The 14182-nt window shown below is 55.4% G+C and carries 10 protein-coding genes; 7 read left to right on the top strand and 3 right to left on the bottom strand.

Annotation, left to right across the window (positions count from 1 at the left end):
- Positions 1-247: 247 nt before the first annotated feature.
- From AC0QHF_RS22950 to AC0QHF_RS22935, 4 genes are all read left to right on the top strand, one after another.
- Positions 248-2263: a GspE/PulE family protein gene (locus AC0QHF_RS22950; RefSeq protein ID WP_324706581.1), complete on the top strand. Its 2016-nt coding sequence runs from the start codon at positions 248-250 to the stop codon at positions 2261-2263.
- Between the two features lie 118 nt (positions 2264-2381).
- Complete coding sequence (locus AC0QHF_RS22945; RefSeq protein ID WP_324706580.1) at positions 2382-3488, top strand: type IV pilus twitching motility protein PilT; 1107 nt, start codon at positions 2382-2384, stop codon at positions 3486-3488.
- Between the two features lie 259 nt (positions 3489-3747).
- Entirely contained in the window at positions 3748-4881 is a 1134-nt protein-coding gene (locus AC0QHF_RS22940) for a type II secretion system F family protein (protein WP_375341459.1), read from the top strand.
- 229 nt (positions 4882-5110) lie between these two features.
- Positions 5111-5752, top strand: a complete 642-nt coding sequence (locus tag AC0QHF_RS22935) for a hypothetical protein (RefSeq protein ID WP_324706579.1) — start codon at positions 5111-5113, stop codon at positions 5750-5752.
- Between the two features lie 124 nt (positions 5753-5876).
- Here the strand turns inward: AC0QHF_RS22935 and ftsH are convergent, their stop codons facing one another.
- The 3 genes from ftsH to fabG form a co-directional block, all read right to left on the bottom strand.
- Positions 5877-7730: an ATP-dependent zinc metalloprotease FtsH gene (gene ftsH, locus AC0QHF_RS22930; RefSeq protein ID WP_324706578.1), complete on the bottom strand. Its 1854-nt coding sequence runs from the start codon at positions 7728-7730 to the stop codon at positions 5877-5879.
- A gap of 162 nt (positions 7731-7892) precedes the next feature.
- Positions 7893-9803, bottom strand: coding sequence for an ATP-dependent zinc metalloprotease FtsH4 (gene ftsH4, locus AC0QHF_RS22925; RefSeq protein ID WP_324706577.1), 1911 nt, complete (start codon positions 9801-9803; stop codon positions 7893-7895).
- A gap of 108 nt (positions 9804-9911) precedes the next feature.
- Positions 9912-10607, bottom strand: a complete 696-nt coding sequence (gene fabG, locus AC0QHF_RS22920; protein WP_324706576.1) for a 3-oxoacyl-ACP reductase FabG — start codon at positions 10605-10607, stop codon at positions 9912-9914.
- A gap of 384 nt (positions 10608-10991) precedes the next feature.
- Here fabG and AC0QHF_RS22915 point away from each other — a divergent pair, with 384 nt between their 5' ends.
- From AC0QHF_RS22915 to AC0QHF_RS22905, 3 genes are all read left to right on the top strand, one after another.
- Positions 10992-11510, top strand: a complete 519-nt coding sequence (locus AC0QHF_RS22915) for a globin family protein (protein WP_324706575.1) — start codon at positions 10992-10994, stop codon at positions 11508-11510.
- Between the two features lie 83 nt (positions 11511-11593).
- A complete protein-coding gene (locus AC0QHF_RS22910; protein ID WP_324706574.1) occupies positions 11594-12403 on the top strand; it encodes a phycobilisome rod-core linker polypeptide in 810 nt (269 codons plus the stop codon).
- A gap of 91 nt (positions 12404-12494) precedes the next feature.
- The gene (locus AC0QHF_RS22905) at positions 12495-14057 is read left to right on the top strand and encodes a hypothetical protein (RefSeq protein ID WP_324706573.1); all 1563 of its coding nucleotides are present in this window, start codon (positions 12495-12497) and stop codon (positions 14055-14057) included.
- Positions 14058-14182 lie beyond the last annotated feature (125 nt).

Here is a 14182-nt window from a genome sequence, read left to right as displayed (position 1 = left end):
CTGACGAGCTTGTTGCCACTTGTGCACTCAACCCGGTTGACGATTTTGGGGGCGGTCGGGATTTGACCTCACCCCCCGATCGGGATGGAAGCCCGAGACAATCCGCTTAGAATGGAGCTATCACCCTTGGCACGACGCGAAAAGCTCTCCGCCCTCAGACCGTCCATCGAGGCTAAGGCTCGATGCTCCCTCAAGAAAGTTTCCCGACCCGTTTGGGAAGTCTAGACACAAGGATCTCAATCCAGCTATGACCAACACATCATCCCGGCGACGCACGGCTCTCGTAGCCCAGAGTACCACCCCTTTTGGCAACAAACTCATCCAATCCGGCTACATCGATCCCGAACGACTTCAGCAGGCGCTCCAGACCTCCCGAGGCGGCCAACCCCTGACCGAAGTTCTCGAATCGATCACCGGCCAGCCCCTCCCCCCCGAATTAGCCCGTCAGTACAAGAAACAACAGCTCTTCGAGTTAAAAATTGTCTACGGAGTCGAAGGGTTCGACCTGGAAATCGACCAAATTTCGGTCGAGGATCTCGATCGCATGGTAAAAACCCTGGAAACCTCCATCGAAACCTGCAAGCGACATCATTTTTTGCCGTTGCAGTTGTCAGAAACTGACGGTCAATCCACCTCGGTGCTGATCGCGATGGTCGATCCGGACAACCTCAACGCCCTGGAGGAGTTGAGAAACCAAATCCTGCGGCCGAAGGGGTGGACGTTGCAGCGACGGGTGATCACCCAAGAGGATTACGACAAGCTGATCTCGGCCTACAGTGACGAGGAGGTGAAGCGCAAGCAGGTGGAGGCGGCTCGCAAGCAGCAGGAGAAACTCCAGTTTGGCGAGGGCGAGTTTGAGGATGTCCAACTCGAAGAAGCCTCCGACGACATGGCCGGGATGAACCTCGACCAGCAGCTCGAGGAAGCCGAGACGGCGCCGGTGATCAAGGCGGTGAACGTCATCCTCGCCAAGGCCCTCTCGGAGGGTGTCTCTGACATCCACGTGGAACCCCAAGAGTACGAAATGCGGATTCGGATGCGGAAAGACGGGGTGCTGCAGGAGTATTTCAGATTCCCGAAAAAGGTGATTCCCGCCATCACGTCCCGTTTCAAAATTATTTCCGACCTCGACATCGCCGAACGCCGCCAGGCCCAGGACGGCCGGATTCGGCGGGTATTCCAGGGCCGGACGGTGGATTTCCGGGTCAACAGCCTCCCGAGTCGCTACGGGGAAAAAATCGTCCTGCGGATTCTGGACAGTTCTTCGACCCAGTTGGGGTTGGACAAGCTGATCACGGATCAGGAAACCCTGGCGATGGTGCGGGAGACAGCCAGCCGTCCGTTCGGGTTGATTTTGGTGACCGGACCGACGGGTTCGGGTAAATCTACCTCCCTGTACTCCGTCCTGGCGGAGCGCAACGACCCGGCTATCAACATCAGCACGGCCGAAGACCCCATCGAATACGCCCTGCCGGGAATCACCCAATGTCAGGTGATCCGGGAGAAAAATCTCACCTTCGCCAACATCCTGCGGGCGTTCCTGCGACAGGACCCCGACGTGCTGCTGGTGGGGGAAACGCGGGACTTGGAGACGGCGAAAACCGCGATCGAGGCGGCGCTGACGGGACACTTGGTTTTGACGACCCTGCACACCAACGACGCGGCCGGCGCGATCGCTCGTTTGGATGAAATGGGGGTGGAGCCGTTCATGGTGTCCGCCGCCCTGCTGGGCATCCTGGCCCAGCGCCTGATGCGGCGCGTCTGCACCGAGTGCCGCATCCCCTACACCCCGACGCCGGAAGAGTTGGGGCGCTACGGACTCTCGGCCTCCCGGGAGGTGGATGTCACCTTCTACAAGGCCAACACCATTCCGCCGGAGGAGCGGAAGAACCTCGCCGCCCAGGGCGGACTGTGCAAGAAGTGCAGCGGCTTGGGCTACAAAGGCCGGGTGGGGGTTTACGAATTCCTGAAGGTGACGGAGCGGATGCAAACTCTGATCACCAAGGGCGCCCCGACGGAACAGATCAAAGAGGCGGCGGTGGAAGAAGGGATGAAAACCCTCCTCGCCTACAGCTTGCAGTTGGTCCGGGAAGGCCACACCACTTTCGAGGAGGTGGAGCGGGTCACGTTTACCGACTCCGGCCTGGAGGCTGAGTTGAAGGCGAAGCGGAAGCAGGGTTTGACCTGCAAGGGGTGCGGCGCGGAGTTGAAGCCGGAATGGTTGGACTGTCCCTACTGTCTGACCCCGCGTTTCACGGACTAGCTCGGGGAATGATGCACACTCAGAGAAGGCGGGAGATTTCCCCAAAACCGATCGCTTCCCCGATCGCTCTGACGACGATTTTTAATGAACAACCGACAACTTTCTTGGAGGGTTATCTATGCGTGGTTTGATGATTGAGGATGTGCTGGAGTCTTTGGTGGAACAAGGAGGTTCGGACATTCATATCCAAGCCGGAGCGCCGATCTTTTTCCGCCTGAGCGGGAAACTGACTCCGCAACCTCAATTTGGCGAAACGTTAGCTCCCGAAGAGGTGCAGGTGCTGATTTTCCAGATGCTCAATAATATGCAGCGCAAGCAGTTGGAGCAGAACTGGGAATTGGATTGCGCCTACGGGGTGAAGGGACTGGCCCGGTTCCGGGTCAACGTCTACCGGGAGCGGGGCTGCTGGGCGGCTTGCCTGCGGGCGCTGGCGTCCAAAATTCCCAACGCCGACAAGTTGGGGGTCCCCCAAATCCTGCGGGACCTGACCGAGCGCCCCCGAGGTATGGTTCTGGTGACGGGACAGACGGGTTCGGGTAAGACGACGACGATGGCCGCGCTGCTGGACTTGATCAACCGGACGCGATCGGAACACATCCTGACGGTGGAAGACCCGATCGAATATGTTTTCCCCAACATCAAGAGCCTGTTTCACCAGCGCCAGAAGGGAGAGGACACCAAGAGTTTCGCCAATGCCCTGAAAGCTGCTCTGCGGGAAGATCCGGATATCATCCTGGTCGGGGAGATGCGGGACTTGGAAACCATCGGCCTGGCGATCTCGGCCGCAGAAACGGGCCACTTGGTCTTCGGAACCCTGCACACCAACTCGGCTTCGGCGACGGTAGACCGGATGCTGGACGTGTTCCCCCCCATCCAACAACCCCAGGTGCGGGCGCAGATGTCTGGCTCCCTGGTGGGGGTTTGCAGTCAAAACCTCGTCCCCAAAATCGGCGGGGGCCGCTGCGCGGCGATGGAGATCATGATCAACACTCCGGCGATGGGGAACCTGATCCGGGAAGGAAAAACCACTCAAATTTATTCCCAGATCCAAATGGGGGCGAAGTTGGGGATGCAGACGATGGAAATGTCGCTGGCCAAGCTGTTCCAAGAGGGGAAAGTGACTTGGGAAGATGCCATGAGCAAAACCTCCAAGGCTGACGAACTCGAACGGCTGATCGGCCCCCAACCCAAGGCGGGTCAAGCCAAAGCCAAAGCCAAAAGGTGATCGCGTTTGTGCGAAGCCCCCCGACGCCGGAAATGTGTTGAAGTTGGAGGACGGGAAAAAGTGAGCGGTGACAATTCACTATCCTTTTTCCCTTTTTTTTCTTATGGTTCGCAAAGACAACAGTTTGCCATTTGATCTGGCAACTGCCAGAACGGTTAGGAGAGCCGAAAATCCATCTCGGCATCTCTCCAGAGGGGGCGGTTGACCGCAAGCTGATTGCTGAAAGCTGAGTTCTGAGAGCTATCAATAGAGGTGGAATATGACGACTAATAAAATGGTTCGGAGTCACTCCCGAAAAAAGGGGTTTGATTTCAAGCAATTAGAAGAAAATATTAACGTGGCGATGGCGTCAGTGACGGTCAAAGATCTGGCGGTCTTTGCCCGCCAATTTGCCGCCATGTTCAACGCCGGTATCGCGATGGCCCGCTGTTTGAGCGTGTTGGGCGATCAGTGCGATAACGCCAAGCTGAAAAAGGCGATCAATACGATGCGGGCTGACGTGGAGGAGGGGACGGAATTATCGGTGTCGATGAAGAAGTTCCCGGATGTATTCGACCAGTTGTTTGTCAGTATGGTGGCGGCCGGAGAAACGGGGGGGGTTTTGGATGAATCCCTGGAACGTCTGGCGGTGATGATGGAGAAAAACCACAAAACCCAGAGTGAGATTAAGTCGGCGACTTCTTATCCGAAAACGGTGCTATTTATCGCGATCGCGGTATTTTTCGGGATGGCGACCTTTTTGCTGCCGACATTTGCGGGAATTTTCGAGCAAATTGGCACGGAACTGCCACTCTTTACGGTCATGATGCTGCAAGTGAGCGCCTTCTGTACGGCGTGGCCCCCAATTCGACAGATAGTTGTCATCGGACTTTTGATCGCGATCTATATTACTTATACGATCGTCTACAAAACGCCCCAGGGGAGATTATTTTTCGATAAAATTTACTTGAAACTTCCCCTGTTCGGGCCGATCATCGAAAAGTCTGCGGTGGCCCGATTTTGCATCATTTTCGGCAGTCTGACCCGTTCCGGCGTGCCGATCATGAATGCGATGGAAATCGTGCGGGACGTGGCGGGAAATCAGGCGATCGCCAACGCGATCGAATACGCCCGGGTGGAGATCCAACAGGGCGGGCTGATCAGTATCGCCCTCCAGGAAGAAAATGTGTTCCCCGGCTTGGCGATTCAGATGATCGCGATCGGGGAAGAATCCGGGGAACTCGATAAAATGTTGATGAAGGTGGGGGCGTTCTACGAAACGGAAGTGGAGGAGGCGGTCAAATCCCTCACCAGCGCCCTGGAACCGTTGATGATCGTGGTCGTGGGTGGCATCGTGGCATCGGTGTTGCTGTCGATGTACCTGCCCATGTTCAAGGTGTTTGAGAGTTTGTAAAAAATCGGATTTGGGAGTACCCATTCAGATGGGTTTCCCCAATTTCGATGGGGAGCCAGGAGAGCGGAAAATTGAACGTGCGATCGCGACAATTCATCTCTTCTCTCCGTCCCCCATCCACCGACACTGAAACGGTTCGGGTCGAAAATAGAGAAGGTCTGATTCAACATTTAGAATCGAGAGCCATTTCTCTTGCTGACTCCATCTGATGTTCAAAAGGTTTTTAAAAATGCCAGTTCAACAATCCCATTACGAAACGCTGCTGGCCGAGTACAGCAATTCGACGGCGGTGATCGCGCTGTTGCAGCAGCATCGCCCTTATTTTGAAATGATTCCGAGTCTGCGGCGCCCGGAGGAAAGTCTGATCACCCTACCGCTGCCGATCGTGCGGTTGCGGGACGGAGTTTCCTACGCCGGACATCGGGAGATCGCGATCCGCGATAGCGCACCTATCGCCCCGGATCAGGCGGTTTGTCTCCCCTGCGATATCGCCGTCATTATGTGCGATCCGGAGTGGAAAGTCAAAGTGGGGGCGGAAATTTTCGTTTTCATTCACCGTCCCCAGGAAGATCTCTCCGATCTGCTGAGGCGGTGGAGACTCACCCAGGTTTATCTAGATGGCGGTTACGAGTGGGTGATGCCCCACCATTACGAGTACATTTATTCCCAAGAAGCGGAGAAAATTTATCCCCTTTTCGTGCTATTTTCAGAAACTCCGGAACGGATCAAACGGGGGTTGCGGGGGGCCCACCTTCCCTTCGTGATTCAACATCCGAATCTGATTTCTGAACCGGCGGAGGAGGACAGTTTGGATGATGTGAATGTGGAGGAATATCACCACTGGCAGGGATGGTCTGGAGAGGACAATTGACATCCCGTCGCGGGTTTGATATCAAGACCGCTTGGGAATCAATTCCCAAGCTATAGTGCTGCGCTATAGGGATTTTCTGAATCGCCGAAAACGCCCCTTTGAAGATGCACCCCAAACATGACAATCAAGCCGGTTTCTGGACGCGATCGAGTAACTGCTGCAATTCCTCCCCTTCGATCACCTCCGTCGCCAACACTTTGAGCGCAATTTCATCCAACAATTCCCGGTTGGTTTTCAGAATGTCGATCGCCTGCCGGTGGGCCGTTTCGACGATTTCTTTCACCTCCGAATCGATCGCCTCGGCGGTTTTTTCGCTCATCGGACGCCGGAGGTTGCCGTCGCCGGTCCCCAAAAAGTTGGGTTTGCCGCCCTGTTCGTAGGCTAACGGCCCCAAAACCTGGCTCATGCCGTAGGTGATCACCATCCGTTCCGCCAAATTAGTCGCCCGCCGCAGGTCATCGGAGGCCCCGTTGGTGACGCGATCGAAGACGATTTCCTCTGCGGCCCGTCCCCCCAAAAGGGTGGCGATTTGCTCCCGAAATTCCCCCTCATCCATCAAAAACCGATCCTCCGTCGGCATCCGCAGGGTATAGCCCAGCGCCCCGACTCCCCGGGGGACAATGGAGATTTTCGCCACCTTGCCGCCCCCCGGCATCAGCGCCCCGACCATCGCATGACCGACTTCGTGGTAGGCGACGATCTTTTTCTCTTTGTCGCTGAGGACGCGGCTGCGCTTTTCCAACCCGGCGACCACCCGTTCGATGGCCTCATAGAAGTCCTGTTGAGCCACCGTTTTGCGGTGGTTTCGCGCCGCCAACAACGCCGCCTCGTTGACCAAATTCGCCAAGTCCGCCCCGCCGAAACCGGGGGTTCGGGTCGCGATCGCCTCCAGGTCCACATCCTCACCCAACTTCACCCGCTTGGCGTAAATGCCCAAAATCGCCCGCCGTCCAGCCAAATCGGGGCGATCGACCAAAACTTGGCGATCGAAGCGTCCCGGGCGCAACAGGGCCGCATCCAGAGCCTCCGGGCGGTTCGTCGCCGCCAACACGATCACCGTCTCGTCCCCGACGCCGAACCCGTCCATCTCCGTCAACAACTGGTTCAACGTCTGTTCCCGTTCGTCGCTGCTGCCGCTTTGAAACCCGCCGCCGCCGCTTCTCGACTTGCCGATCGCGTCCAATTCGTCGATAAAAATAATGCAGGGCGCCTTCTTTTTCGCCTGTTCAAATAAATCCCGCACCCGGGCGGCTCCCGTCCCCACGAATAACTCCACGAATTCCGAGGCGGAAATGCTGAAAAAGGGCACCCCCGCTTCCCCCGCCACGGCCTTCGCCATCAGGGTTTTTCCGGTTCCGGGCGGCCCCACCAACAGCAGCCCTTTGGGAATTCGGGCACCGATTTCCGTGAACCGCTGGGGATTCTTTAAAAAGTCCACCACTTCCGCCAATTCCGCTTTCGCCTCTTCGACGCCGGCGACATCTTCAAACGTAATTTTTTCCGATTCTCCCTCGACGTAAACCTTCGCCTTACTTTTGTTGAGAGAAATTGAACCTTGGGGGTCGCGCTTCATGAAAAATTGAAATGCCGCCACCAAAATCAGTGGCGGAATCACCCAATTTAACAGCGTCCGAAACCAGGCATTTTTGGGCGGGGGCGGGGCGGCAAAATCTACCCCTTTGTCTTCCAAACGTTTGGGCAGTTCCAAGTCAAAAACGGGGGTGGTGGCGAACACCTGGGGGGGATTGTCTCCCTGGGGTTTGAGTTGATAGCGAATTTCGTTATCTCCCACCAGGACGGCCTGCACCTGCCCGTCTTCCACCTGTTTGATAAAGAAACTGTAGGGAACCCGGGGGATTTTGGGTTTGGTGAGTTCGGGAATGACCCAGTTTCCGATCAAGATCGCCCCGGCGATCGCCAACAGGATATTGCCGATTTGGTTGGATTTGGGAAATTTCGGTTTTTTCTTGATGCTCATAATTTTGGGGAAAATTTACCACAGAGACACAGAGAACACAGAGGATAGAGAGAGGTGATCGGATTTGATATCACTTTTCATTTTTCATTTTTCATTTTTCATTAAAAAAGCGGACAAGGAGCGATCGCCCCCGGCCCGCTGCGGTCACAATTTGTCCGATATTTAAGAGGCGGGTGCTGGAGTCAGATCGCCCTCGTATTTGACCCGATCTAAAAGTTTCTGAAGGGCTTCCCCTTCGATCACTTCCGTATCGAGGATCTGCTCGACAATGGTTTCCATCAGATCCCGGTTGTCCCGGAGGATGTTCAGGGCCGTTTCGTGAGCCGTTTCGACGATCTCTTTGACTTCCGCATCGATCGCCTTGGCGGTGTCGTCGCTGACGCTGCGGCGGGGGTTCATCATCATATTATCCCCCAAAAAGTTGTTCTGCTGCCCCTTTTCGTAAGCCAGGGGACCGAGCACCTTGCTCATGCCGTACATCGTCACCATCCGCTCGGCCATGTCTGTGGCTCGCTGCAGGTCGTTCGCCGCCCCGGTGGTGATGGTTCCGAACACGATTTCTTCGGCGGAACGTCCCCCCAACAGGGTGGCAATTTCCCCGCGAATTTCTTTGTTGTCCAACAGGAACCGGTCTTCCTGGGGCATTTGCAAGGTGTAACCGAGGGCGGCCATCCCCCGGGGGACGATGGAGATTTTCGCCACTTTGGAACCGCCGGACACCGCCGCACCAACTAAGGCGTGGCCGACTTCGTGGTAGGCGACGATTTTTTTCTCCTTCTCGTTGAGAACCCGGCTCTTTTTCTCCAGTCCGGCGACCACCCGTTCGATGGCCTCGTTGAAGTCGGCTTGGGTGACGGTTTCTCGTTTATTGCGGGCCGCCAGCAGCGCGGCTTCGTTGACCAGGTTGGCCAGGTCGGCACCGGAAAATCCGGGGGTGCGGGTGGCGATCAGTTTCAGGTCGGCCTCCGCGTCCAGTTTCACCTTTTGGGCGTAAATTTCCAAGATTTTCAGCCGTCCGGCGAGATCCGGGCGATCGACCAAAACTTGGCGATCGAAGCGTCCCGGACGCAGCAGGGCCGGGTCGAGGGTTTCGGGGCGGTTGGTGGCCGCCAAAACGATCACCGTGGCATCCCCGGCGGCGAACCCGTCCATTTCCGTCAACAATTGGTTCAACGTCTGTTCCCGCTCGTCATTGCCGGAGTAGAACCCGGCGCCGCCCCGGGACTTGCCGATCGCGTCCAATTCGTCGATGAAGATGATGCAGGGGGCTTTCTTTTTCGCCTGTTCAAACAGGTCCCGCACCCGGGCCGCACCGGCGCCGACGAACAGTTCCACGAACTCGGAACCGGAGATGCTGAAAAAGGCGACCCCGGCTTCCCCCGCCACTGCCTTCGCCAGCAGGGTTTTACCCGTTCCGGGAGGGCCCACCAGCAGCACGCCCCGGGGGATGCGCGCCCCGATCTGCTTGTAACGCTGGGGTTCTTTGAGGAATTCGACGACTTCTTCCAATTCGGTTTTGGCCTCTTCGACCCCCGCCACGTCTTTGAAGCTGACTTTCGTGCCTTCGTCTTCGACGTAGACTTTGGCTTTGCTCTTGGTGATGGACAGGGCGCCCTGGGGTCCGCCGAAACCGCCGCCGCCGCCACGGCTTTGCAGGAACCGCCCCACGCCGATCCAAATGCCGACGAAGATCAGGGGCGGGATCACCCAACTCAGGAGGGTGGTGAGCCAGTTTTGCCGGGGCGGGGGGGCCGCGGCGAACTGCACGCCGTTATTTTCCAGGCGTTTGGGCAGTTCCAGGTCGAAAATGGGGGTGGTGGTGAGGACTTGTCCCTGTTCCTCTCCGGCTTCTGGTTTGAGTTGGTAGCGGATTTCGTCCTGTCCGACGTAGGCTTGGGTGACTTGTCCGTCTTCGACTTGTTCGATGAACAGACTGTAGGGGACTCGGGGGGTTTGCTGGCCGAAGAGTCCCGGCAGGAAGAGGTTAGCCAGCAGGAACAGACCCGCCACCCACAGCAGGATGGTGGGGATGGGCAGGTTCCCCGGAAATCTAGGCTTGTCTTTTACGCTCATTTGTGTTATTTATATCGTGAATTCAATGGCTGCTTTGGCAATTCGTGGGGTTGAAAACGGTTCGGATTTTGGTAATGTCAGTTACAGAATGCCCCGCGATGGTTTGTCTTAAATATTGCCATAAACGGGAACGGCCGCGCCGCGCACGTCTCCGGCTGCTTCGGAGGCCAGGAAGCAGATCACCTGTCCGAGGGATTCGGGTTTGACCCAGCGATCGGCGTTTTCGGCCCCCATCGCGTCCCGGTTGGTGGGGGTGTCGATGACGCTGGGCAGGACGCAGTTGGCGGTGATGTTGGTGTCTTTGGTTTCTTCGGCGATCGCGAGTGTGAGGGCGACGACGCCGGCCTTGGAGGCAGAGTAGGCGGCCATTTGTCCGCCCGGTTGGACGGCACCCCGGCTGCCGACGGTGACGATGCGACCGTAGTCCCGTTCGAGCATTTTGGCGAGGCTGTATTTGCAGGCCAAAAAGGTGCTGTGCAGGTTCAGGTCGAAGTCTTTTTTCCAGTCCTCGAAGGCGTATTCGTGGGTTTTGCCCATCGAGAAGCCCCCGACGAGGTGGATGAGCACGTCCACCCGCCCCATGTCGTTGACGAGGTTTTTGACGGCGGTTTCGTCGGTGAGATCGACGGCGACGAAGCGAATTTTCTCGAAATCGGAGGGGGAGAGGATGCCTTTGAGGCGATCGACTTCCGCCGAGTTGCGGTAGGGGATGGTCACTTTTGCGCCCCGGGTGAGGACGAGGGGCGTGACTCCCATGCCGAGTCCTCCGGTTCCCCCGGTGAGGAGTACCTGTTTGCCGTTCATCCGGATAGTCCTCCAATGTCGTTACGTTTCAACATAACGCGGCGGGGAAGGGACTCCCAGGTGGGGTTGTCGCCATCGAGCGATCGCCTTCAAACACTTGACAAAATTAGCAAAATGTGCAGTCTCGAAGCGCGATCGGCGTGTTGCTTATCATTTCTTCATATTAAAAATTACATCATTTCCTTGATTTTGGTAACTCGGGCGATCAAATTATAAAAAAGGGACATAAAATGATAGATATAGCATTACGCCGGGAAACGAGGACGTTTAACGTGTGTTTTGTGCCGACCGACTTGATGCTTTCTGACCCGAGTTAATTGTCCAAACCAGTCAAGGTAGTGCTATTGCCAGTCCAAGCCGTATTCGATTGAGAGGAAAATTCAAATGCCGACCATTAATTTGGCATGGGAAGAGTTGATGGTTCAGGGAGATGGCCGTTATTTAACCGATGCAGAATTGAAGCCCATCCACCAGTACGTTCAAACTCTCCCCGTCCGCACGAAAACCTACGAAATTCTCCGGTCAAAATCCGGGGAACTGGTCAAAATTGCCCTGAAAAAGTTCATGCTCGTCCATCCGGATGTCGTCCAGCAACATTCCAAGCGCTGCATCTACGATATGAACATGACAATTTGTCTGATGTCCGTCGCACTTTTGCGGGACGACCCCCGTTATTTTCGCGAATCTTTGATGTTGTGGTTGGCGAACATTCTCGCGTCCTACCAGCGGAATACCGCCTGCCTGAAAGCCTATCACTGTCTGGAAGAAACCATGCAGGAAAAATTGCCGAGTGCCTGCAACCAACTCCTCAAACCTTACATGGATATCATCATGGAAGTGTTGGACATCCCTCCCAAATTGATGGCGACGGTGCAGCGGGGCGGAGTCATGCCCAAGGGCTAATTCACTCGCGTTCGCCAGTCGAAAGACGGTTTTTTCGGCGTCAAAAATGACGCCGATATTCAACGCAAACAGGAGGCTAAACCATGCCGTTACACGAAACCATCACCACCACCCACAACGCATCCGTCGAAGAGCGGACGTTTGTTTTGAGCAAAATTTACCAACAGGTGCTCGAACGTCAGCCCTACGATTCCGAGCGGAAGCATTTGGCGGATTTGGAAAAAGACTTTAAGAAAGGAAAACTCGGCATCCGACACTTTCTGAAAAGTCTGGCCGTGCGTCCGATTTATTTGGAACATTTCTACGAAAATAGTTCCAATCTCAAGTTTATCGAAAATGCCTGCAAGCATTTTTTGGGGCGGACTCCCCACGGCGACGAGGAAATTCACAAGTGGGATGATATTCTACTGCGGCACGGGGTCGGGGCGTTGGTATCGGACATGGTAGACTCGGAGGAGTATCGCAAATGTTTCGGTTATTTTACCGTCCCCTACTGGCGGGAACAAGCATTGTATGAATCGGCGACCGAATATTTGGAAAACGAACGCCTCGGACACGAACACGCCGGACAGCGGGGTTGGGGACTTCCCACCCACTACCAGCAAAAACTGCACATGAATTTAGATGGGGGTGTCAATCATGAGGAAGAAGCTCCTCAACCCAATCATCAGGAACCGCCAAAACAGTCCGAAGCGGAAAAATTGGTCGTCGGAACGATGACGGAAGCCGAGGCAGAGCGGATTATGGAGTGCATCCAGGAAATTTCCGGCATTTTGTTCGAGCACCGCATCCCGGGACAGCAGCCGTCTCGTAAGCGGATGGAAAATCTGATCCGACAACAGGTCTTGGAGTTGATGACTCCGGAGGATGCCGTCTTACTCGGCGAAGTCTGACTCTCCGGTATCGATACATTATTTAACATTTGTGGAACATGAATTCCCCCAGTCAGTCATCGGACTGGGGGGCTTTTTTCTGAGGTGACTAATGATGAATTACGACATTTTTGACGAACAATATTATCTCAAGAAATATCCATTCGTTCAGCTCGGCATCGATCAAGGGATCGTCTCGTCAGGTCTGGAACACTTTCAGCGGTTCGGACAGGCATCGGGATTTACCGAAGTCTCGCGGTACTTCGACGAATCTTACTATTTGGCAAATTATCCCGATGTCGCCAACGCCGTCAATGCCGGATTTTTCTCCTCGGGACTGGATCACTTCATTCAGTTCGGTTACGAGTCGGGACTGACCCAAATTTCTGCGGATTATAACGAACTGTTTTACCTGCAAAATAATCTCGACGTGCTGCCGTTCGTGCAAAATCAGACCTTTCGGAACGGACTGGAACATTTGATCAAGTTCGGCGCCGATGAGGGGCGATTTTCCAATTCCTTTTTGGATGCGGAATATTTGGAAAATTATCCCGATGTCGCCCAACAGGTGGAGGCGGGACAGTTCCGGACGGGCCGCCATCACTACGAGTTAATCGGTCAATTTCAAGATTGGCGATCGGTGACATTTGTGGGGGGGCCGTTTGATGATATTGTCGCCGGTTTCGGTGTGGGTACCGTTGAATTAATTGGGGTGGAAGTGGGGCGGGACGCGAACGGCGATCGCATCTACGAAAGCGACGGATATGGCGATGGAAATGTGGGGGGAGAAACCGACATTCTCATCGGTTCTCCCGGTTCGGATATCTTCGTTTTGGGGGTAGGCCGTTCCCTGCAAGAACCCCCGCCCGGAGACTTTTATCAGTGGTTAAACGGCATCGCCAGAATCCAAAATTACGACCCCGAAAAAGATGTGATTCAAGTCGCCGGAACGAGGGGCAGCGGTTACATCCGAATAGACGACGGCGTCGATCTGAGGATCGCCAACGGATCGCGAGTTCCGTTCGGCATCATCGAAGGGGGTTCGGGACAAACTCTCAATATCAATTATACCGGAGAACTGCCCCTGCAAGACAGTTTTTTAGAAGATGAATATTTGTGGAATAACCCCGATGTTGTCGCCGATATTGAAGCGGGGTTGTATGCGTCCGGTTTGGATCATTATCGACAAGTCGGACAATTTGAACCCACCCGCGAAGCGACATTCGTGGGGACGGCGGGAAATGATACGGTGACGGCGTTCGGAGTTGGCCCCCACGACATTACCGGGGTGGAAGTGGTGGGGGGCGGTTCGAGACGCACCTACACCAGCACCGGAGAAAATGAGTTTGATTTGTTAATTGGAAGTCCGGGGGCCGACAATTTTGTATTTGGCACCGTGTTGCCGGGAAGTCGAATCGGTTTTTTCGGGGGAATTGAAACGTTTTATTTGGGAGAAGGAGAAGCGCGAATTCGGGGCTTCAGTCAGGCGGAGGGGGATTCCCTGGAAATGGTATTGAATCCTTCGGACACTTATACCGCGTCTCCGGTGGGTGCGGATTTGGCGATCGCAATTAATGGCGATACCATCGCCGTCTTGGAGGGGGGCGCGGGGTTGACGTTGACTCCGACGGATGTTTTTGAGGGCGCTTTTTATCAATCGTTTAAACTGATGTAAATCCGAACGATCCCCCTAAATCCCCCTTGAAAAGGGGGACTTTGTCCAAACGATCCCCCTAAATCCCCCTTGAAAAGGGGGACTTTGTCCGAACGATCCCCCTAAATCCCCCTTGAAAAGGGGGA

Source organism: Lyngbya sp. CCY1209 (genome assembly GCF_055795065.1).
The sequence above is the reverse complement of the archived record's forward strand: the minus strand, read 5'-3'. Positions and strand labels throughout refer to the sequence as shown.

What these genes read in the sequence shown, in the direction of transcription:
- AC0QHF_RS22950 (WP_324706581.1), top strand. Translation starts at nt 248, where the DNA reads ATGACCAACACATCATCCCGGCGACGCACGGCTCTCGTAGCCCAGAGT.
- AC0QHF_RS22945 (WP_324706580.1), top strand. Translation starts at nt 2,382, where the DNA reads ATGCGTGGTTTGATGATTGAGGATGTGCTGGAGTCTTTGGTGGAACAA.
- AC0QHF_RS22940 (WP_375341459.1), top strand. Translation starts at nt 3,748, where the DNA reads ATGACGACTAATAAAATGGTTCGGAGTCACTCCCGAAAAAAGGGGTTT.
- AC0QHF_RS22935 (WP_324706579.1), top strand. Translation starts at nt 5,111, where the DNA reads ATGCCAGTTCAACAATCCCATTACGAAACGCTGCTGGCCGAGTACAGC.
- ftsH (WP_324706578.1), bottom strand. Translation starts at nt 7,730, where the DNA reads ATGAGCATCAAGAAAAAACCGAAATTTCCCAAATCCAACCAAATCGGC.
- ftsH4 (WP_324706577.1), bottom strand. Translation starts at nt 9,803, where the DNA reads ATGAGCGTAAAAGACAAGCCTAGATTTCCGGGGAACCTGCCCATCCCC.
- fabG (WP_324706576.1), bottom strand. Translation starts at nt 10,607, where the DNA reads ATGAACGGCAAACAGGTACTCCTCACCGGGGGAACCGGAGGACTCGGC.
- AC0QHF_RS22915 (WP_324706575.1), top strand. Translation starts at nt 10,992, where the DNA reads ATGCCGACCATTAATTTGGCATGGGAAGAGTTGATGGTTCAGGGAGAT.
- AC0QHF_RS22910 (WP_324706574.1), top strand. Translation starts at nt 11,594, where the DNA reads ATGCCGTTACACGAAACCATCACCACCACCCACAACGCATCCGTCGAA.
- AC0QHF_RS22905 (WP_324706573.1), top strand. Translation starts at nt 12,495, where the DNA reads ATGATGAATTACGACATTTTTGACGAACAATATTATCTCAAGAAATAT.